This is a genomic window from Paenibacillus sp. CB74, from assembly GCF_055687625.1.
Genome location: NZ_CM146009.1, coordinates 2,833,005 through 2,854,391, shown reverse-complemented (window position 1 = coordinate 2,854,391; position 21,387 = coordinate 2,833,005). Strand labels below are relative to the sequence as shown.

At 45.7% G+C, this 21,387-nt stretch carries 18 protein-coding genes; 17 read left to right on the top strand and 1 reads right to left on the bottom strand.

What is annotated here, in order from left to right:
• Positions 1–351: 351 nt before the first annotated feature.
• The 9 genes from lepB to ACX9NY_RS12560 all read left to right on the top strand — a co-directional run bounded on the left by lepB (position 352) and on the right by ACX9NY_RS12560 (position 8,389).
• A complete protein-coding gene (gene lepB, locus ACX9NY_RS12600) occupies positions 352–972 on the top strand; it encodes a signal peptidase I (RefSeq protein ID WP_339241544.1) in 621 nt (206 codons plus the stop codon).
• Positions 973–1,002: 30 nt separating this feature from the next.
• On the top strand, positions 1,003–1,866 hold the full coding sequence (gene ylqF, locus ACX9NY_RS12595; protein ID WP_339241545.1) for a ribosome biogenesis GTPase YlqF: 864 nt from the start codon (positions 1,003–1,005) through the stop codon (positions 1,864–1,866).
• Positions 1,867–2,330: 464 nt separating this feature from the next.
• Positions 2,331–3,032: a ribonuclease HII gene (locus tag ACX9NY_RS12590; RefSeq protein ID WP_339260415.1), complete on the top strand. Its 702-nt coding sequence runs from the start codon at positions 2,331–2,333 to the stop codon at positions 3,030–3,032.
• A gap of 30 nt (positions 3,033–3,062) precedes the next feature.
• Entirely contained in the window at positions 3,063–5,129 is a 2,067-nt protein-coding gene (locus tag ACX9NY_RS12585; RefSeq protein ID WP_472478725.1) for a DNA ligase, read from the top strand.
• Positions 5,126–5,437: an EscU/YscU/HrcU family type III secretion system export apparatus switch protein gene (locus ACX9NY_RS12580; RefSeq protein ID WP_253433732.1), complete on the top strand. Its 312-nt coding sequence runs from the start codon at positions 5,126–5,128 to the stop codon at positions 5,435–5,437. Before ACX9NY_RS12585 ends, ACX9NY_RS12580 begins: the two co-directional genes overlap by 4 nt.
• Positions 5,431–5,829 carry a YraN family protein gene (locus tag ACX9NY_RS12575; protein ID WP_472478724.1) on the top strand — a complete coding sequence of 133 codons (399 nt, stop codon included), beginning with the start codon at positions 5,431–5,433 and terminating at the stop codon, positions 5,827–5,829. The genes ACX9NY_RS12580 and ACX9NY_RS12575 overlap by 7 nt, the downstream gene beginning before the upstream one ends.
• Before the next feature lie 320 nt (positions 5,830–6,149).
• On the top strand, positions 6,150–6,311 hold the full coding sequence (locus tag ACX9NY_RS12570) for a paeninodin family lasso peptide (RefSeq protein WP_339241556.1): 162 nt from the start codon (positions 6,150–6,152) through the stop codon (positions 6,309–6,311).
• Positions 6,312–6,367: 56 nt separating this feature from the next.
• Positions 6,368–7,543, top strand: coding sequence for a carboxypeptidase-like regulatory domain-containing protein (locus ACX9NY_RS12565; protein WP_472478723.1), 1,176 nt, complete (start codon positions 6,368–6,370; stop codon positions 7,541–7,543).
• Between the two features lie 294 nt (positions 7,544–7,837).
• The gene (locus ACX9NY_RS12560) at positions 7,838–8,389 is read left to right on the top strand and encodes a nitroreductase family protein (RefSeq protein WP_339241560.1); all 552 of its coding nucleotides are present in this window, start codon (positions 7,838–7,840) and stop codon (positions 8,387–8,389) included.
• Between the two features lie 183 nt (positions 8,390–8,572).
• On the opposite strand, the gene ACX9NY_RS12555 is transcribed toward ACX9NY_RS12560, so the two are convergent.
• A complete protein-coding gene (locus ACX9NY_RS12555) occupies positions 8,573–10,183 on the bottom strand; it encodes a YifB family Mg chelatase-like AAA ATPase (RefSeq protein ID WP_472478722.1) in 1,611 nt (536 codons plus the stop codon).
• Between the two features lie 472 nt (positions 10,184–10,655).
• Between ACX9NY_RS12555 and ACX9NY_RS12550 the strand changes: the two genes are divergently transcribed.
• The 8 genes from ACX9NY_RS12550 to hslU all read left to right on the top strand — a co-directional run bounded on the left by ACX9NY_RS12550 (position 10,656) and on the right by hslU (position 20,585).
• Positions 10,656–11,111 carry a MarR family winged helix-turn-helix transcriptional regulator gene (locus ACX9NY_RS12550; RefSeq protein ID WP_339260428.1) on the top strand — a complete coding sequence of 152 codons (456 nt, stop codon included), beginning with the start codon at positions 10,656–10,658 and terminating at the stop codon, positions 11,109–11,111.
• A gap of 242 nt (positions 11,112–11,353) precedes the next feature.
• Positions 11,354–12,514, top strand: coding sequence for an ADP-forming succinate--CoA ligase subunit beta (sucC, locus tag ACX9NY_RS12545; protein WP_339241565.1), 1,161 nt, complete (start codon positions 11,354–11,356; stop codon positions 12,512–12,514).
• 63 nt (positions 12,515–12,577) lie between these two features.
• The gene (sucD, locus tag ACX9NY_RS12540) at positions 12,578–13,507 is read left to right on the top strand and encodes a succinate--CoA ligase subunit alpha (protein WP_036609382.1); all 930 of its coding nucleotides are present in this window, start codon (positions 12,578–12,580) and stop codon (positions 13,505–13,507) included.
• Between the two features lie 245 nt (positions 13,508–13,752).
• A complete protein-coding gene (gene dprA / locus ACX9NY_RS12535; RefSeq protein WP_472478721.1) occupies positions 13,753–14,883 on the top strand; it encodes a DNA-processing protein DprA in 1,131 nt (376 codons plus the stop codon).
• 116 nt (positions 14,884–14,999) lie between these two features.
• Positions 15,000–17,099, top strand: a complete 2,100-nt coding sequence (topA, locus tag ACX9NY_RS12530) for a type I DNA topoisomerase (RefSeq protein WP_339241569.1) — start codon at positions 15,000–15,002, stop codon at positions 17,097–17,099.
• A gap of 56 nt (positions 17,100–17,155) precedes the next feature.
• The gene (gene trmFO, locus ACX9NY_RS12525; protein WP_472478720.1) at positions 17,156–18,499 is read left to right on the top strand and encodes an FADH(2)-oxidizing methylenetetrahydrofolate--tRNA-(uracil(54)-C(5))-methyltransferase TrmFO; all 1,344 of its coding nucleotides are present in this window, start codon (positions 17,156–17,158) and stop codon (positions 18,497–18,499) included.
• Between the two features lie 26 nt (positions 18,500–18,525).
• Entirely contained in the window at positions 18,526–19,068 is a 543-nt protein-coding gene (gene hslV, locus ACX9NY_RS12520; RefSeq protein ID WP_076208907.1) for an ATP-dependent protease subunit HslV, read from the top strand.
• A 116-nt stretch (positions 19,069–19,184) separates the two neighbouring features.
• Positions 19,185–20,585, top strand: a complete 1,401-nt coding sequence (hslU, locus tag ACX9NY_RS12515; protein ID WP_339260435.1) for an ATP-dependent protease ATPase subunit HslU — start codon at positions 19,185–19,187, stop codon at positions 20,583–20,585.
• The last annotated feature ends 802 nt before the right edge of the window (positions 20,586–21,387 follow it).

Genomic DNA, 21,387 nt, shown 5'->3' with positions numbered 1-21,387 from the left:
GATACCGGGAAGGGCTTGGAGACAAGCCCTTTTCGTTTTTGTCCGGGAAAAGTTGAACCGGAGGTACACTTCCGAGTAAAATGGTATGGCAACACATGCGTGGGATAGTCCGGGAGGCTTGTAAAATCAGTTATCGAAGTGCGTGTTCGAAAAGACCGGTTTTCAGTACCGACTTTTTGAACAACCTCTGAAGACATTTGAATTGTGGATTAAATGTATTGTAATGCTTGGTGTAAGATTACATAACTGATGTGAATGTTTTGTATCCATCCCTAGAGTTATTGGAACGATACAAAATGCTGGATGTGTGTACTGCTATAATCATGTACTGTGAAGAGAGGAAGATCTTGAATGGAACAAGAAGTTCAACAGGACCAGGGCAATCCTGCCGAAGAGAAAAACAGTCGATCCAAAAAAGCCAAAAATGAAATTGTTGAATGGCTCAAAGCCATTGTTATTGCATTAGTTCTCGTCATTCTGATTCGGTGGTTGCTCTTCAAACCGTTTGTTGTGGATGGACCGTCCATGCAGCCGAACTTCGAAACGGGCGAACGTGTAATCGTCAACGAAATCTTATATGATATCCGAGAACCGAAGCGCGGTGAAGTTATCGTCTTCCACGTACCTTCCGAAGGTCGGGATTTCATCAAACGTGTTATTGCTGTTGAAGGTGATACGGTTGAGGTTCAGGACGATACGGTGATGGTTAACGGCAAAAAGGTTGATGAAACCTATATTCAAGGTGCCATTGATGCAGCTGAAGCCAATGGTGGAACATATAACGTGAAGGATTTCCCGAATGAGCAGTTCCCTGATGGCAAAGTGCCTGCAGGTCATGTGTTTGTCATGGGAGACAACCGTCCAAATAGTACAGACAGCCGTATGATCGGTTACGTTTCGTTAGAAGATATTATTGGTCGTGCAGATGTTATTTTCTGGCCGATCGGGCAGATTAAGTGGATTAACCACTGAAATTGAAGTAAACAATGAGGTGAAGACAAGTTGACGATACAATGGTTTCCAGGTCATATGACTCGAGCCAGACGCCAGATTCAGGATAAGTTAAAGCTCATCGACGTGGTCATCGAACTATTGGATGCCCGTCTGCCTGTCTCCAGCCGTAATCCGATGATTGACGAAATATTGCTGGATAAACCCCGGATGATTTTGTTAAACAAAGCGGATTTGGCAGATGCCAAAGTGACGCAAGAGTGGATTGAATATTTCAAAAAAGAAGGAATTACCGCCTTTCCCGTGGATGCCTCAACAGGCACCAATGTAAAAGACATTCCGGTACAGGCGAAGCTTCTTCTGAAAGAAAAAATTGATCGTCAACTGGCCAAAGGAATTAACCCTCGTGCGGTTCGCGGATTGATTGTGGGTATTCCAAATGTGGGGAAATCAACATTGATTAACCGACTGGCTGGACGGAGTATTGCGTTGACAGGAGATCGTCCTGGTGTGACGAAGGGGCAACAGTGGATTAAGGTAGGCAAAGAAATGGAGTTATTGGATACTCCGGGTATTCTTTGGCCCAAGTTCGAAGATCAGAATGTAGGTTATCGTCTTGCCGTAACGGGTGCTATCAAAGAGGAAATTCTGAATGCAGAGGATATCGCCTTTTTTGGAATCAGTTACCTGATGCGTTATTACTGGGACGCTCTGGAAGAGAGATACGGACTTCAGGAGTTCTCCAAGGATGCAGATGATTCAGACAGTGTTATTGCGATTATGGAACAAGTCGGCCGTATACGTGGTTGTGTTGTAAGCGGTGGACGTATTGACTTGGAAAAGGCATCGCGAGCATTTCTGCGTGAATTGCGAGCGGGTAAAATGGGACGGTTCTCTATGGAAGCCCCCTATTAAAAAAATGGACTCTACACGATGAAGAACATTATCTTGATCTGTTCATTTCATATATCCAAGTGCCGAAAGAAGCGGCCGTGACCGGATTACCGGGAACGGTCTTTTTTTTTGTGTATAAAACGCGAAATTGGAGCTGGACTTACGTCCAAAACGATAAAAATGGAAGAGGATTGAAGAAAAGTGCGCTTTCTGGAATTGGCTGACCCATATATCAGGTGCATCTAAATCGTGCTATGATGAATGGTGGTGCAATTTAGATTAGACGAGGTCTGATATATTCAATTTAAACCATCAAATACCGATAAATGAAGACATCACTATCTTTATTATTGTAAACCTCAAGGAAAAGTTTTGCTGAGATGACAGGTTGTACAGAACAAAGACAGAGGATCTACGTCTATATTATAAAAAAAGTTGTAAGTGATACGCATGCTGAAGAAGCGTGGGTAGAGGAGATGAGTATTATGGTTGAAAAGAATGAAGAGATCGGGTTCAATTTACTGGATCCCCCGATTGGAACAAAGAAGAAAAAAGAAGCCAGTGAACCGCGGGATCTGTTGCTCTACGAACGAGAGTATTGGGACAGTGGATTTGAACGGATTGCTGGTATTGATGAGGTAGGTCGGGGATGTTTGTTTGGGGATGTTGTCGCGGCGGCGGTTATTTTACCCAAGGACCTCATTCTGGAAGGTGTGAATGACTCCAAGAAATTGACGGAGAAAAAACGTGATGCACTATATGACGTTATTATGGAAAAGGCACTGGCAGTAGGTATCGGGTACGCCGATGCCGAGACGATTGATCGGCTAAACATCAAGCAGGCTGCGAGACTTGCGATGAAACGGGCTGTTGAAGCGTTGGGAGAAACGCCTGATTATATGCTGGTGGATGCCGAGAAGGTGGATGTGAATGTACCTCAACTGTCCATTATTAAAGGGGATGCCAATAGTCAATCGATTGCAGCGGCATCTATCATCGCCAAGGTAACGCGAGATCGACTCTGTAAGGAAGAATGGGATACGTTATATCCGGAATATGGTCTGTCGATACATAAAGGATACGCAACAAAAGTTCATCGGGAGCAAATTATGGCTTTAGGGGCAACCCCAATGCATCGCCGCAGTTTTCTGGGCAATCTGCTTGGTGAGCAGCAATCGTTGTTTTAATACAGGCTTGAAGGAAGGAGGGGGAGAGATTTGAATATCGGTTCCGTGATCAAGGGATTATTGGGAGACAGCAAGCCAGGGAATGCCAAGCCGCTTGAATTAAAGGAAGGTCAGGTAGTTCGTGGCTCCGTGGTAAGTGTATCCGATGATGGAGGGGATGCGGTTCTACAGATTCAAGGTGTGCAGGTGCGCGCCAAATTGGAGACTCCACTCCGTCCGGGTGAGACCACATTGCTCCAAGTACAGCCTCCAGGTGAAAACGGCATTACGGTCATGAAGCCAATGTCGGGTACACTTGCTGAGCTGCCACAAGCTTCGTTGAACAACCTGCTACAGGATGTAGGGCTACCGGATACAAAAGGGAACCGGGAACTGTTGCTTGCCATGCAGCGTAGCGGTTTGCCGCTCACGAAGGATAATGTGGCTATGGTTCAGAATATGATGAATGCCAAACCCGCACAGGTCCCTGTGGAAGAATGGGTGCAGGCGACGGGAATTGCTTTTCAGCGTGGTCTTCCGGTTACGGCGGAAACGGTAAAGGGATTACACCAGACGGTGTTTGGTCCCCCTCTTCACCAGTTATTAAGCGGGTTGGCTGATCAGTTGGAAACGATGCTGACTCAAGCTACAGGTAAACCGGTACTGACTGGGGAACAATCTGCTACGCTGAAGCCAGCAGCCATGGCTGGTACACCTGTATTGCCGAATGCAGCGCAGTTGGAAGAAGGGTTGGCTTCATCAGGCAATGGTCGTCAGGTAACAGGGACTGGAACTGGAGCACCTGCTTTGTCGACTAAGCAAGGACAAGCGGCATTGGCAGGAGCAACACCCATGACGGCTGATGGGTCAGAGGTTGCAGGGGCTGCTGTGAAAGGAAACATACAGATGGCTGGAGGCACAGGAAGTGCTGAAGCTGCGGCGAAGCCAGTTGCCAACAACGTTGAATTGGCTGGCAAAGGTGGTGCGAGTATTCCGTCTGGAACCGGAATACCTGGAGAGAGCCCGCGTGGGACTGACGCGGGTGAAATGGGTGGTAGCCGCCCGGGTACACCAGGGGCGGCAGCTGAATCTATGGCTGGCCGTGCAAGTGTAGGCCAGTCTGAAGCAAGCGCGGCCGGCCGGACTGATGGCCGCGCTGAAACGCCTGCTGCTGCGGGGACGCCGTCCGCAGCAGGCCAGGCGGCGCCAGCAGCGCCTACGGCAGCGCAGCTGGCGCCCAAGCTGATGGCGCTGCTGGACGCACTGCGCAGCGCGTCCACTGCCGCACCGGCACAGCCTGGTGCGGCAGCACAGGCCGCCCCTGCATCGCAGGGCGGCCAGGCGGCTGCGGCTGCCGGAGGCGTGCCGCAGCCAACGCCAGCCGGCGCTGATGCGCCGCCGGCTGGCGTTAGTGCCGCAGCACCTGCGGGAGCTGCGGCAGTGCACGCGCCTGTCACCCACGAGGGGGACCCGTGGGTGGGGCGCGTGCTGAAGCTGCTCGGTGCGGAGCACGAGCAGCAGGCCGTTCACGGCGCGGCAGCGCAGCCGCGCGTGGGGGAAGCGGCGGGTCCGGCGAATGCGGACACGCTGAAGGGCTTGCTGCTGCAGCTTGCGAGCAGCGAAGGTGCACCGGCGGCACTTAAGGATGCCGCCGGACAGGCCGTGCAATATCTGACAGGTCAGCAGTTATTGCTGACGACAGATCGCAGTGCTACATTTGCACAGATGCACTGGTTTATTCCGATCACTGGACCGGACGGGGAAGAAACGGCATCTGTTCAGATTCAGTCACGTCGTGGACCACGTGGAGAGCTGGATGCGTCCAACTGCCGTCTATGGTTCGATCTGGACATGAAAAGTCTTGGGCCAACGCTGGTAGATGTACATGTGGTTAACAACATTGTCAGCTTACGTGTATTAAATGATCGCGAAGGAATGGGACCGCTTCTGGAGAGCGGACGAGAGGTAATCCATCAGGCGTTGGATAAGCTGGGTTATCAACTGCTGACTTTCAAGTCAGAACCGTGGCCTGTGGGCCAGGAACCGGGTGCAGAACGAAAAATGAAGGCCTCGGACTATAGTCCTGAACGATACAAAGGGGTGGACTTGAAAGTATGAAAGACGAGTCGTCACAACCGGACCTGCTCTCCAAAAAGGCGGTTGCCCTAAAATATGTCCCTGGAGAGAGCGAAGCGCCTGTTGTTGTGGCCAAGGGGCGCGGGAAAGTGGCAGAAGCTATATTAGATAAAGCCAGAGAAAACGGCGTCGCTGTTCAGGAGGATGCAGCACTTGTGGAGGTGCTCTCCAAGTTGGATCTGGATGAACAGATTCCGGCTGAACTGTATCAACTGGTCGCGGAAGTACTAACGTATGTCTACCGTGCAGATCGAATAGCCTCAGGACGTGAGGAAAATGAGTCATGGTAGAACGTAAATTGGGACAGGGGCTGAGTCTGAAGCTCACACGACAGCAAAAGGGCCGATTAGGTGAAGAGGCCGCCCGTCAATGGTTGCGAGAGAATGATTATCGGATCATTAGACAGAACTGGCGTTGCCGTAGCGGTGAGATTGACATCATTGCTTCTTACGAGGGACTGATTGTTTTTGTAGAAGTAAGGAGCAGAAGTGGAGCCGCTCAATATGGTACACCTCAGGAATCGGTTGATATGCGTAAAATGCAGCAGGTGCGCTCAACTGCATCCGTTTATTTGCAAATGACGGGAGAGTCGGAACATCAGATCCGTTTCGATGTAATTGCCGTAATGCTTGATCAAGCAGGAGAGACGATCTCTGTGAATCATATTGTTAATGCTTTTTAAGCATGACACGTAAAATCAATGCTGTAACTCAAGATACGAAATGTATCATTTCGATATAGAAGTTCGTTTATTTCAAAATCCAAGTTTAATTATGTCTTATTTTTGCATTCCTTGAAGTCTTGAAATTAGTTATTATACTTAAGCCGCAGTTCCTTGTCATGCAGGAACTGTGGCTTTTTTTAATTTTACGATGAAATGATAAAACAGAGGAGACAAACACTGATAATAAAATCAGTGTATTTCCTAAAAATATAGATACAAAATGTATCATTTGTTATAAACTAAAAAAGTTGAAATTTAAAGAGAGGTTGGTGGGATGTATGAAAGAGCTTCAGAATACGTCGAACAACACAGGAAAACGAGTATGGGAGTGTCCTCGGATGGAAGTGCTGGATATCAGCGAGACCATGAACGGTGGGCAAGGCATTTGGCAATATGTTTGGGACGGGGAGTTCTGGAAGCTTGAGCTTTTAGAAAGTTAAAAGAGGTTAGAGGGAAACGTTAGATTCATAAATATATCGTGAGGTGTAGTGAGAAGATGAAGACAAGTATCAAATGGATAATTCGACTAAGTACACTATCTTTATGTTTCATTATGTTTGGAATCATGTATTCTGGCGTTTCTTATGCAGCTGATCCGTCTACACAGGCAAAGGTATCAGGTAAAGTTACGGATCCTGAAGGATTTCCTATCCAGGATGCAACAATTAAGTATTCTCTTAGATACCAAGGGGAAAATACTGAAAAAAGCGTGAAGACAGATGCCACTGGAAGTTATTCCATCCTGGAGTCTGTTCAGGATTATACGGAAATCAGTTTTATAATTGAAGCAGAAGGATATGTGACAGACAGGCATCGTAATACCTACTATTTGTCAGAAGGGGAACAGATTTTGGTTAATTTTGAGCTTTACGAACCTTCTACGATTGTAGGATCTGTAACCGATCAAACAGGCAAGCCGATTCCAGATGCCCTGGTCAAAGTAACAGGGGCGTCGGATCGCCCGGTTAAAACGAATGAGCAAGGCCGGTATGCCGTTACTGGGCTTGATTTTGACTATAATCCGAACATTGCAATCTGGGTAGATTCTGCGGATTATATGCTTTATGAACAGGATCGTTTGAATGTTCAAGCTGGAAAAACCTTAATCGTAGATGTTGTTTTGACAGAAGCAGCACACGTCCGCGGAAAAGTAGTAGATGAGGAGGGCAACCCAGTCACTGGAGCTAAAGTGAATGCTGGAGTCTCGGCAACAACGGATGCTCAAGGCAACTATTTTATAAAACGCGTGCCAACAGGCGCCAGAACAATAACGGGGGAAGCATCAGGATACTTAAAAACTAGCCTTAACGTTACCCTTGTACAAGGGGATCATAATACGTTTAATATCGTACTGAAGAAAGATGCAGATGTTACTCCCCCAGTAACCAAGTACAGATTAGTTCCAATCACAGACACCGTAAATGGGAAGACATACATCAAAGGATTTACGTTTAGACTCCAGGCTACCGACGAAGTCAAAGGATCAGGTGTAAAAACAACGCAATATCGAATCAATGGAGGAGCGTGGAAGAACTATGAAGGGCCTGTCCAATTTTTTGCTCCCGAGGTCAAGGTGGTAGAGTATTACAGTACTGATGTTGCTGGTAACCAGGAGAAGTACAACAAAATGGATTTTGTTAAAGGTACTTTTGAAGGAGCAGGTCCATACTGATTCGAGCGTTGACGTGATCGTAATTTCCTGACGGTGCAAATTGGCTGGTTCAAAATAGACGGCTCTGACTTGATGATCGCCATTAGTGGATCAGGATTCGGAGTCGTCTTTTTCATTCTTGCGCCTGTAGTCATAGTTTTCGGAGCCATCCCTTTGAATCTCCTGAACAGAAGGGTGTATAATCAAGGATGTAATCTGGAGTTATAATCTTTTGATTAGTCATAAACGAGTTATACAAGACCGTAAGTCTTTGTTACGGTTACAAGTGATATTATAATCAGGGAGGTACGGCCGATGAGTAAAGTTACAAAAACAAGTAATGTAGTCAGAGAAGCGATTCAAAATCGTCGCACGGTGAAAAAATTTAAAAAAGAAGCTGTTCCTACACAGCAAATTATAGAATTGCTGGACACTGCAGTCTGGGCCCCTAACCATAAACTGCGTGAACCTTGGAGGTTCCTGTTATTTACCGGGAATGGGCGGAAGAAACTGGCTGAGGCCATTGACGCAGAAATGGGAGAAGACAATAAATTTTCAGCGAATATTATGCAAGTTCCATCCGTTATGCTTGTTGTTCTGGAGGAAGATCCAAGACAGAATATCTGGGACGAAGACTTCGCTGCGGTAAGTGCATTGGTTCAGAACTTTATGCTTGCAGCCTGGAGTGAAGATATTGGTACATTCTGGGTGACCAAGCCATTCCTGTACGCTCCCAAATTCCGCAAACCTCTTGGCATAGAGGCGGGTGAGAAGATTATAGGCATGGTTTACATGGGATACCCCGATGTTATTCCTTCTGCCAAAGAACGTACACCTGCGAAGGACAAACTGACTCTTTTTGAGTGATGAAAAATTGACGTACAAGTACCTCTCCTCAAAAGAGAGCCACTTGTACGTTTTTTTGTTGTGATGACATATCCCTATATTAAAAATTCAATGATATATTCGTCTTGACCATGCTATTCAGCCTACAGGTTGATGATATCGGGTTATGATTTTTGGTGAACTTGTTCTTCCTTCGTATACTTCTCAAAATAAATTAAGATCCAATTGACGATACTGTATGGCTTCAGCCACATGAGCTGTCACAATATCACCATCATGGTCCAGGTCGGCAATGGTCTGTGCCATCTTGATAATCCGATCATGTGCACGCATGCTCAGGTTCAAGGTTTGCAGTGTTTGCTCTAACAGTTGCTCTGCCTCATGGGGGAGATGGATCGTTCGTCGCAAAAGTGTGCCCGAAAGCTGGCTATTCCAGCGAACCAAACTTTGGGCATAACGGGTCGCCTGAATATGATGAGCATGGATGACTTTTGACTGCATTTCTTCAGAGGAAGGGGAAGCAGCAGACTTGCGCCACTCGCCTGGTGGAGGAACCTCAACCTGAAGATCAATACGGTCCAGCAATGGCCCTGAAATTTTGGCCCGATACGCCGCAACACGAGCGGGACTGCATATACAGCGCTGCTCCTCCGAATGAGCGGACAAATATCCGCAGGGGCAGGGATTCATGGAACATGCGAGCATGAACTGGGCTGGGAAAGTGAATGCTGCCCGCGCCCGGCTAATCGTCACTGTGCGATCCTCTAACGGCTGCCTTAACACCTCCAGCACTTGGCGCTGGAACTCAGGTAATTCATCCAGAAAAAGTATGCCCCGGTGGGCAAGGCTAACTTCACCCGGTTTTGGTATACCACCGCCTCCAATCAGACCAGAGGTGGATATCGTGTGGTGAGGGGAGCGAAAAGGTCTGTCTGCAATCAGGCCTTGAGGCGCTTCTTTTAACTTGCCTGCGGCACTTAATACTTTGGTTACTTCTAACGCTTCATCTTCTGACAGTGGTGGAAGGATGGTAGGCAAACGTTTGATTAACATCGTTTTGCCCGTGCCTGGTGGTCCAACGAGCAGTATATTATGCATGCCGGCTGCAGCAATCATAAGCGCGCGTTTGACATGATGCTGTCCCAGAACATCACTATAGTCATCTGCAAATGATGGTATTTGACTCGCATTTCTATCCGCCTTCTTGTAAGTTTTATCTGTTATAGGAGCAACGAGGTGAGCATAGTTTTTCAACACAATGGGTCCTGAATTTGAATGATGTGGTGTTCCCACTGAACTAGTTGATTGATCTGGGTTTACCGGAGCTATATCCTGCAAATGCCGAATGCCATACACCTGGATACCTCGAATCAGTGACGCTTCCTCCACGTTATCATAAGGAAGGAGAATGGACGTAAAGCCTTGTCTTTTGGCCAGATCCACCATGGATAAAATGCCGGGTACGGATCTGATCGAACCGTCCAATGCCAGTTCGCCAACCACGAGTGTCCGTTCCTGGGGAGGAAGTACAAGCTGGCCGCTTGTCATAAGTAAACCAATAGCAATGGCTAGATCAAAGGAAGATCCTTCCTTGCGCAGATCGGCAGGGGCCAGATTGATTGTGATCCGCTGTAAAGGATACTGATATCCGCAGTTTTTAATCGCTGCACGAACACGTTCAACAGCCTCACGAATGGCTGAATCCGGTAAGCCGATGATGGAGGTCTGTGGCAGACCATTGGATAAATCGGTTTCCACCTCAATCAGAACGCCATCGATTCCGTACAAACACGCACTGTGTAATTTTCCGTACATGACAAAGAAACACCTCACTCGATTCTTGACTCCGCATAACACGGGCCAGTCTACGAATTAAGGTGCTTCCTCAGCTTCTATTAAGCATTTTATATAAAAGGAATCATGGAGTCAACCTGTCATTATCATAGCTGTAAACATCATTCCTGATCCCTGAATTTTATTTTTGGAAGGAAATCATTCAATAGCTTTGGCGAAAATGGCCTACGTATAAAATGTCATTAATGGTTATCAAATTGAGCCGGAGAAAGCGTGGATTTATTCCATGGACTTATCTTTTATTTTTATTGAATCATGATGATGTATATTTATTTCTATTTCTATTTTACACAATCTAATTTAACATAATTAAATTGAATAGTAAAATCATTTGTGCTCAATTATTCTGTTTTTTTTCTAATTTGTGATAAGATAGATTTATAGTTCCTTTCTATAAGGAATAGAATGCACAATAGGCAGGTGAGAAAGACATATGCAGACTGACAGTTTGAAGCTGGATAACCAATTATGCTTTGCCATATATGCTTGTTCACGTGAGATTACGAAGATGTACCAACCTTATTTGGAGGTACTTGGCGTAACATACTCCCAGTATCTGGTCTTGATGGTATTGTGGGAACGTGAAGAATGTACGGTTAAGGAGATCGGGGAGGCGCTCTATCTCGATTCGGGAACATTGACACCACTTCTCAAACGGTTGCAGTCAGCAGGACTTATTAATCGCGAACGCTCGGCTCAGGATGAACGAAAAGTATTAATTACACTAACAGACTCCGGCCGTGAGTTGCGGAACAAGGCATTGTCCATACCTGCAGCCATTCAGGGAGACGCGTGTTTGAACAGTACAGAGTTTGAAGCTTTATTGGGTCAGTTCAAAGGGTTGCTGGAAAAAGTTCACGAAACCAACACGAACGCAGCCAAAAAATAAAATGTAGTTTTACATCAAGGAAACCTTAGCTATAGCTAAGGTTTTTTCCATATATACCCAAGCATTCACAATATGGGATCATACTCATATCAAAATACTGTCTATTAACCATTAATTTTTTAAGGAAAGCGTTTTAAAAACGTGTTACAATGAATTGGGTTTAAGTGAAAATAGTCAACATTTGTCTTTTGTTAGTCTACCAACCCGCCTTGTTGCAGTCATGTTGATAGGAGGATTCGAGAATGAATATCCATGAATATCAAGGAAAAGAAGTACTGAAACAGTATGGAGTTACCGTTCCAAACGGAAAGGTTGCTTATACAGTCGATGAAGCGGTTGCGGCCGCAGAGGCACTGGGCAGTCCGGTGACTGTTGTTAAAGCGCAAATTCACGCAGGTGGCCGGGGTAAAGCCGGCGGCGTAAAAGTGGCGAAGAGTACGGATGAAGTTCGTGCCTATGCTTCCGAAATTCTGGGTAAAGTATTGGTAACACACCAAACTGGACCAGAAGGCAAAGAAGTGAAACGTCTTCTGATTGAAGAAGGATGCGATATCCGCAAAGAGTATTATGTGGGTGTTGTTGTGGACCGTGCCACAGGCCGTGTAGTTATGATGGCTTCCGAAGAAGGCGGTACTGAGATTGAAGAAGTAGCTGAAGCTACACCTGAGAAAATTTTCAAAGAAATTATTGACCCTGCCATTGGATTGCAAGTGTTCCAGGCGCGTAAACTGGCTTACAGCATTAAGATTCCGAATGAATTGGTGAACAAAGCCGTTAAGTTCATGCTCGCGCTGTACACTGCATTTGTCGAAAAAGATTGCTCTATTGCTGAGATCAATCCTCTCGTTGTTACCGGAGATGGAAACGTTATCGCTCTAGATGCGAAATTAAACTTTGACTCCAACGCCTTGTTCCGTCACAAAGACATTATGGAACTGCGTGATCTGGATGAAGAGGATGAAAAAGAAATCGAAGCTTCCAAATACGACCTCAGCTACATAGCACTTGATGGCAACATCGGCTGTATGGTCAATGGTGCGGGACTTGCGATGGCAACGATGGACATTATCAAATACTACGGTGGAGACCCGGCCAACTTCCTTGACGTTGGGGGCGGTGCTACAACGGAGAAGGTGACAGAAGCATTCAAAATCATCTTGTCCGATGCCAAAGTAGCTGGGATCTTTGTTAACATTTTCGGTGGTATCATGCGCTGTGATGTTATCGCCAATGGTGTTGTTGAAGCCGCGAAGCAGCTTGGCCTGACCAAACCGCTGGTTGTTCGTCTTGAAGGAACTAACGTGGAGCTTGGCAAACGTATTTTGGGTGAATCTGGCCTGAATATCGTTCCTGCTGATTCCATGGCCGATGGTGCACAGAAAATTGTTGCCCTCGTAAAATAAGTTCATTCCTTAGTACCGGAGCTGTCCGGGAATTGAAAAATAACCGTAAGGATGTGAAGCAACGTGAGTATTTTGATCGATAAAAATACAAAAGTCATTACGCAAGGCATTACGGGTTCAACGGGAATGTTCCACACGAAGGGCGCATTGGACTACGGAACCCAGATGGTAGGCGGAGTTACACCGGGTAAAGGCGGAACTAATGTTGATATCACGCTGGAAGACGGTACAGTAGCCAGTCTGCCGGTGTTCAACACTGTGCAGGAAGCGAAGGAAGCTACAGGCGCAACAGCGAGCGTCATTTACGTTCCTCCTGCATTTGCAGCAGATTCTATTATGGAAGCTGTTGACGCAGAGCTAGACCTCGTAATCTGTATTACAGAAGGTATTCCGGTTCTTGACATGATTAAGGTTGACCGCTTCATGGAAGGTAAAAATACCGTCCTGATCGGACCGAACTGCCCAGGTGTCATTACACCAGGCGAATGTAAAATCGGTATCATGCCTGGTTATATCCATATGGCAGGGCACGTTGGCGTTGTTTCCCGTAGTGGAACACTTACCTATGAAGCCGTTCATCAACTGACGACGCGTGGCATTGGACAATCTTCTGCTGTAGGAATCGGGGGAGACCCTGTAAAAGGCTCCGAGTTCATTGATATCCTCAAACGGTTCAATGAAGATCCACAGACTCATGCAGTCATCATGATTGGTGAGATTGGTGGTACAGCTGAAGAAGATGCTGCTGATTGGGTTCGCGAAAACATGACCAAACCGGTTGTGGGCTTTATTGGTGGCGTAACAGCGCCTCCAGGCAAACGTATGGGCCATGCTGGCGCTATTATCTCTGGCGGTAAAGGTACAGCCAAAGAGAAGATTGCCAAGCTGGAATCGTGCGGTATCAAAGTAGCCCCAACACCTGCTGAGATGGGCTCGACTTTGGTGAGTGTACTTGAAGAGCGCGGTATTTTGAATTTGTGCACGACACATTAATTCCTTTTCGTTATAATAGAAGAAACGGCTCAAAAATGATGTATTTTTGGTAAGCCGACTATTATGGATACGGAAAAGGTAAGCAACCTTTTGTCCTTAAACAGGGCGAAGGGTTGCTTTTTTGCGTTTTTTTACGGGAAAAAGGAAGTGAAGTTACTTCTTATCTGCGTAAACGCTTGCAATCCGTGACCACATCACACACAATATGAGGGAAGATTCTCTTCCCGATCTGGGAGGTTTATGGTATGGAAGAACGATGGATCTTGTTTGGTTTGCATGAGATGGAAGGGATCGGCAAGAAAACAATCTCGAAACTAGTTCAGGGACAACATGAATTGTCCGATCTCTTGAATTATAAAGAAGGGGATTGGGCTGCGGCTGGCTTGCGTAAAGATCAGGCTGCCCGTTTGGCTAGTCAATTTAACCATAACTGGATTGAGTGTAGAAGAGAACACGTTTACAATCAGGGAATAGAGGTTATTACTTATCTGGATCAGAATTATCCCATATTAATGAAGGAAACCGTTCAGCCTCCTTGGGTAATGTATGGTCGAGGAGATGTTAGTTTGTTACATACCCCTTCGATGGCAATGGTGGGAACTCGTATGCCGACCGTGTATGGGCGCAAAGTTGGTGAGAAGCTGGCAGAACAATTATGCAATGCAGGACTGACGATCGTAAGCGGACTTGCCCGTGGTATTGATAGCGCATGTCATGATGCAGTATTACGTGCTAAGGGCAAAACGATTGCAGTATTCGGAACAGGGATTGATAATATATACCCGCCTGAAAATACGAGCCTTGCCGAGCGAATTGCGGAGACGGGTCTGCTTTTGTCAGAATATCCACCAGGTACTAGAGCACGTCAGGGACTATTTCCGGAACGGAATCGCATCATAGCCGGACTGACTTTGGGAACATTGGTTGTTGAGGCTGACATTCGCAGTGGTTCACTTATCACAGCAGATGCTGCGCTTGAAGCAGGAAGGGATGTATTTGCAGTGCCTGGACCCATCACCTCACCGAAGAGTAGGGGAGCACATAATCTAATCCGTCAAGGGGCCAAATTGGTTACTTGTGCAGCAGATATATTGGAAGAGTATCGTTTGGGCTTGCCAAATGCAGATCAACTTCCTTACAATAGAGGACGTTCGACTGAAACAACGGAGCCTTCCAGGCAGGGGATATTCACTGAGGTTAAGGTCTCTCCCGATGAACAACGTGTGATTTATCTGTTGGAACAGGAGGAGCAATCCCTTGATCAATTGGTTGAACAGCTAGGTTGGGATTTTGGACATTTGCATTCAGTTCTGTTATCTTTAATCATAAAAAAGCAGATTAGCCAATTACCAGGCACTAAATATGCGAGGGTATGATGATGCTGCAACCTAAGCAGCGTGTGGAAATATATAATTAGCTGAAGTTATTACCTATGCATAAGCATACAGAAACAGTTACATGACAGTTTCATGACTGAGAGGAGGATGAACCTATGGCGGATGCACTCGTAATCGTGGAGTCGCCCTCAAAGGCGAAGACGATAGGCAAATATTTAGGCAGCAAGTTCATCGTGAAAGCTTCGATGGGACATGTTCGCGATTTGCCAAAGAGTCAGATCGGCGTTGAGGTGGAGAATGATTTTAATCCGAAATATATTACGATCCGCGGCAAAGGTTCAATTTTGAAAGAACTGAAGGATGCACGAAAGAAAGTGAAAAAAGTGTATCTCGCAGCTGACCCGGATCGCGAAGGTGAAGCTATTGCATGGCACTTGGCCCATGCTCTCGAATTGGACGATACGGCAGATTGCCGTGTAGTATTTAATGAAATTACTAAACAGGCTGTCAAGGATGCGTTCAAAACGCCGCGGAAAATCAATATGGATTTGGTGAACGCGCAGCAGGCAAGACGTATTCTGGATCGGCTTGTTGGATATAAAATTAGTCCATTGTTATGGAAAAAAGTTAAAAAAGGCTTATCTGCAGGCCGGGTTCAGTCCGTAGCTGTCAAAATCATTTTAGATCGTGAAAATGAAATTGATGATTTTGAACCGGAAGAATACTGGAGCATTACCGCTAAACTGACAGCAGACGGCAATCCGTTTGAAGCTAAGTTTCATAAACTGAACGGGGCCAAAACAGAACTGGGTAGTGAAGCGGAAGTGCAAGCGATCTTGAAACAGATCGAAGGTGCAGACTTTACGATCAAGGAAGTGAAAGAGAAAGAACGCAGCCGTAACCCTTCCGCTCCGTTTACGACGAGTTCATTGCAACAGGAAGCAGCTCGTAAATTGAATTTCAGAGCTTCCAAGACGATGTCGGTCGCCCAACAACTATATGAAGGTGTAGACCTTGGAAAAGAAGGCACAGTAGGTCTCATCACGTATATGCGTACGGACTCCACACGAATTGCGGCATCTGCACAAGAAGAAGCCAAAGAATATATCGTTGGGAAGTACGGGGAGTCATTTGCGCCTGAGACACCACGGAATTATTCCAAAAAAGCTACTAATGCTCAAGATGCGCATGAAGCAATACGTCCAACTTCAATTTTGCGTGATCCTGATTCAATCAAGTCATTCATGAGTCGCGATCAGTTCCGTCTGTATAAACTAGTTTGGGAACGTTTTGTGGCGAGCCAGATGTCTTCAGCCATTTTGGATACACTTTCTGTAGATATTGCTGCGGGAGACACGATTTTCCGTGCAGCAGGTTCGAAGGTGCGGTTCCAGGGCTTCATGAAGGTATATGTTGAAGGGAACGATGATGGTACAACTGATGAAGATCGTCTGCTGCCTCCGCTGAAAAGTGGAGATGTGCTGGAGAAGCAGGAAATTGAGCCAAAACAGCATTTTACACAACCGCCACCCCGATATACGGAGGCAAGGTTGGTTAAAACGCTTGAGGAATTGGGTATAGGGCGTCCGAGTACATATGCGCCAACACTGGAGACCATTCAGAAGCGCGGATATGTTGCGATAGAGGAAAAGAAATTCATGCCGACCGAGCTGGGTGAACTGGTCATTGAGCAGATGGAAGAGTTCTTCCCGGAAATTCTGAATGTTGAATTTACCGCAAACATGGAAGGTGACCTTGACCATGTGGAAGAAGGTTCGGAGGATTGGGTTAAAGTACTCGCAGAATTCTACGAATCTTTTGAGAAACGGCTTGAGTTTGCGGAAGAAGAAATGAAAGAAATCGAGATTGAAGATGAAGTATCGGATGAGATCTGTGAGAAGTGCGGCAAACCTCTCGTTTACAAGCTTGGACGATTTGGCAAGTTTCTCGCGTGCTCTGGGTTCCCTGATTGTCGGAATACCAAACCGATTATTAAGGACATCGGTGTAACTTGTCCGAAATGTAAGGAAGGTCATGTTGTTGAGCGTCGTAGTAAAAAGGGACGTATTTTCTACGGATGTGACAAGTATCCTGAATGTGATTTTGTCTCATGGGACAGACCTTCAGCCAAACCATGTCCAAGTTGTGGATCGTTAATGATTGAAAAGCGGAACAAAAAGGGAGCACGATTGCAGTGTACTTCATGTGATCATCAGGAGCCGGTGGATGAACCGGATGACGAATCAGCGGATTAGCATATATGTGAATCAAATCAATTATAGTGAAATATGAAATTGCTTTATGGGGGTAAATGATTTTGACGAATGAACAACAAGTAACCGTTATTGGTGCCGGGCTGGCAGGAACAGAAGCGGCCTGGCAGATTGCAAGTCGCGGCGTACGCGTAAAATTATACGAGATGAGACCTGTGGTGAAAACGCCAGCTCATCATACGGATAAATTTGCAGAACTGGTATGTAGCAATTCGCTGCGTGCGAATGGATTGACCAATGCAGTGGGTGTGTTAAAAGAAGAAATGAGAATGCTCAATTCTCTTATATTGTCAGCAGCAGACAAACATGCGGTTCCCGCAGGTGGAGCACTTGCTGTGGACCGGGATGGATTTTCAGGGGAGATTACATCCACGTTGCACCAGCATCCGCTCATCGAAGTGGTGAATGAGGAACTGACTTCTCTGCCGGAAGATGGCATCGTTGTTGTTGCAACAGGCCCGCTGACTTCACCTGCATTGTCTGAGCAAATTAAGGCACTAATGGGGGAAGAGTATTTCTACTTCTATGACGCAGCTGCACCGATCATTGAAAAAGATTCAATTGATATGAACAAGGTGTATCTGGCTTCCCGTTATGATAAGGGTGAAGCAGCATATCTGAACTGTCCAATGACAGAAGAAGAGTTTGATGTCTTCTATGAAGCTCTCATTACGGCTGAAGTCGCTCAATTAAAAGAGTTTGAGAAAGAAATCTACTTTGAAGGCTGTATGCCAATCGAAGTGATGATGAAACGCGGAAAACAGACGGCTCTGTTTGGTCCAATGAAACCGGTAGGTCTGGTTAACCCGCATACAGGAGAGTTACCACATGCGGTTGTTCAGCTTAGACAGGACAATGCAGCTGGAACCCTGTATAACCTGGTGGGCTTCCAGACGCATCTGAAATGGGGAGAACAAAAACGTGTCTTCTCGCTTATCCCGGGACTTGAAAATGCAGAGTTTGTCCGTTATGGTGTAATGCACCGTAATACATTTATTAATTCTCCTAAACTTCTTCTTCCGACATATCAGTTTAAAGAGCGTCCTAACCTATTCTTTGCAGGTCAGATGACGGGTGTAGAAGGATATGTGGAATCTGCTGCATCAGGGCTTATTGCCGGCATGAACGCAGCCAAAGCAGCACTTGGACAGGAACTGGTGGTATTACCGGTAGAAACAACGCTTGGCAGTATGGCTCAGTATATTACAACTGCTGACTTCAAGCACTTCCAACCCATGAATGCAAACTTTGGTTTGTTGCCGAAGCTTGAAACGAAAATCCGTAACAAAAAGGAAAAAAATGAAGCTCTTGCACAGCGTGCACTGGATGGTATCACTAGTTTTGCTGCGGCAGAAGGTCTAACTGTTCCGGAACGCGTATAAATTATTCGTGGGAGGAGGCTGATATCATGGATATGTCATTTCATGCTACAACGATCTGTGCTGTTCGTCATAATGGTAAGGCAGCAATCGCCGGAGATGGTCAGGTGACCATGGGCCAAAGTGTTGTGATGAAAAATACAGCCAAGAAGGTAAGACGTTTGTACCGTGGACAGGTTGTTGCTGGCTTTGCTGGTTCTGTGGCGGATGCGATCACCTTGTTTGAGAAATTCGAAGGTAAGCTGGAGGAGCATCATGGTAACTTGCAGCGTGCTGCTGTGGAGCTTGCCAAGGATTGGCGTCAGGATCGGATCTTGCGTAAGCTTGAGGCATTGTTGATTGTAATGGACAAATCAGGTATGTTGCTCATTTCAGGCGGTGGAGAGATTATTGAACCGGATGATGACGTTATTGCGATCGGATCAGGTGGGAATTTTGCTTTATCTGCTGCACGAGCGTTGAAACGTCACGCTGTGAACCTGGAAGCGAAAGACATTGCGCGTGAATCGCTTCAGATTGCCTCGGAGCTATGTGTATATACCAACAGTAATATTATTGTAGAAGAGCTATAAGCCAAAGAAATCTCCCGTAGTGGAGCATGATTACGTAATCTGCTCCAGGACGTCTAGGGGATTCTTTGTCCTTGTTAGGTAAAATTAATTCAACATACTGGTAGGAGGGAAGCAATATGAATACTCAAGCGCTAACACCGAGACAGATTGTTGCAGAGCTTGACAAGTATATTGTAGGTCAAAAGAAAGCAAAAAAATCGGTAGCTGTAGCCCTTCGTAATCGTTATCGGCGGAGCCTTTTGCCTGAGCATACTCAGGACGATATTGTACCTAAAAATATCCTGATGATTGGACCTACCGGTGTGGGTAAAACGGAAATCGCCCGTCGCCTCGCTAAACTGGTAGGTGCACCATTTGTCAAAGTGGAAGCAACCAAGTTCACGGAAGTAGGTTACGTTGGTCGTGACGTTGAATCCATGGTGCGTGATCTAATTGAGACATCCCTGCGCATGGTGAAACTGGAGCGGACTGAAAAAGTGAAGGACAAAGCTGAAGAAGCTGCCAATGAACGAATTGTACATATTTTGGCTCCCTCACAGTCCAAGTCCAAGAATCAGCGTAATCCTTTTGAGATGATCTTTGGTAATAATGGGAACAACGCTCAGGAACAGGATGATCCAGCACCCGATACTGGGATTGCGGAGCGTCGGCGTAAGATCAAGTTTGATCTGTTATCTGGCAAGTTGGAGGATGACATCATTGAAATTGATGTCGAAGACACTGCACCTAACATGATGGACATGTTTGCTGGTCAAGGTAACGATCAGATGGGCATGAACATGCAGGAAATGTTTGGTAGTTTGTTGCCTCGTCGTACAAAAAAACGTAAGCTCGCTATTAAAGAAGCACGCAAAGTGTTGACCCAGGAAGAAGCAGGGAAATTGATTGACATGGACGATGTTACCCAGGAATCCATTCGCCGGGCCGAGCAGACAGGTATCATATTCATTGATGAAATTGACAAGGTTGCCAGTCAAGGACGCGGTAGCGGGCCTGATGTATCCCGGGAGGGGGTTCAACGGGACATTCTGCCTATTGTGGAAGGTTCTACGGTGATGACGAAATATGGCCCTGTTAAAACGGACTATATTCTGTTTATGGCAGCTGGCGCATTCCATGTGGCCAAACCCTCTGATCTGATTCCCGAGCTTCAGGGACGCTTCCCGATTCGTGTAGAATTGAGCAGTCTAACATTGGAGGAGTTTGTATCCATTCTGACTGAGCCTCAAAATGCACTGACCAAGCAGTATGTTGATCTGCTGCGCACCGAAAATATTGAGATTGAATTCTCGGATGAAGCGATTCGCGAGATTGCCAAATTGGCTGAATCCGTGAATCAAAATACAGAAAATATAGGTGCTCGTCGATTGCATACGATTCTTGAAAAGCTTTTGGAGGATCTGTCCTTTGAGGCACCCGAGCTTACACTGGAACGTATGGTGATCACTCCAGAGTATGTCCGGGAGAAATTGAATGATATTGCGCTTGATCGTGATTTAAGTCAGTATATCCTGTGACAAGGGTTTAACAATGAAATGTTAAAATGATGCTATATATGAACGGTATGCACGAGAGTAGAGTACATTTGCGAGATCGACAAAGGGTAGCAATCCTTTTACGAATCACAAGAGTCTCTTACTGTATGCATATCGTTTATTTTTATTTCCATCTAAAGGATTTGAGTGTTACAACCGATAAAAGAGGTGGGGTTGTTAACGGATCGACAAAACCTAGGACTTGTGCCGCATGTATACGGAATTAAAACCTATCGGAGTGGTCGTTACTCGTCGTATCTGTATCCAATGATTACCATTAAAAGAATTCTACTTATTCCAAGTCTGGTTATCGGTTTAGTCGATAGATTGGTAAATGTTGCGTAAATGCGCAAAATGATGAATTATAGAAAACTGTGAAGTTACAATTTATTTTCTTGAGATTAAAATATATAGACTCTGCTTAATTGTTAAGAAAGTGTTGTGTGGGAAAGTCGAGTTTTCTTAATTGTTGAAACATAACTTGTCAATTGATTAAGATACAGCTTTATATGCATACCTATGATAATGCACGTAAACCCTTAGTATAACGGCAAAAAATTCTAACATTAACAACGATGAAATATTCGGAAATACACATAATAACGAGCGCTATACGCTCTTGTAGGGACTTGAAAGTATTTTTTTATTTTAAGAATGTTTAAGGACAATAAGGAAGAGTATTAACAGACTTTTGTTTTGGGACTGAACATTTACGAAAAAATTCATAATTTGCAGAAAATACACAAAAAGCCCTGTCTTTCAGAAAAGATAGGGCTTTTTTCTT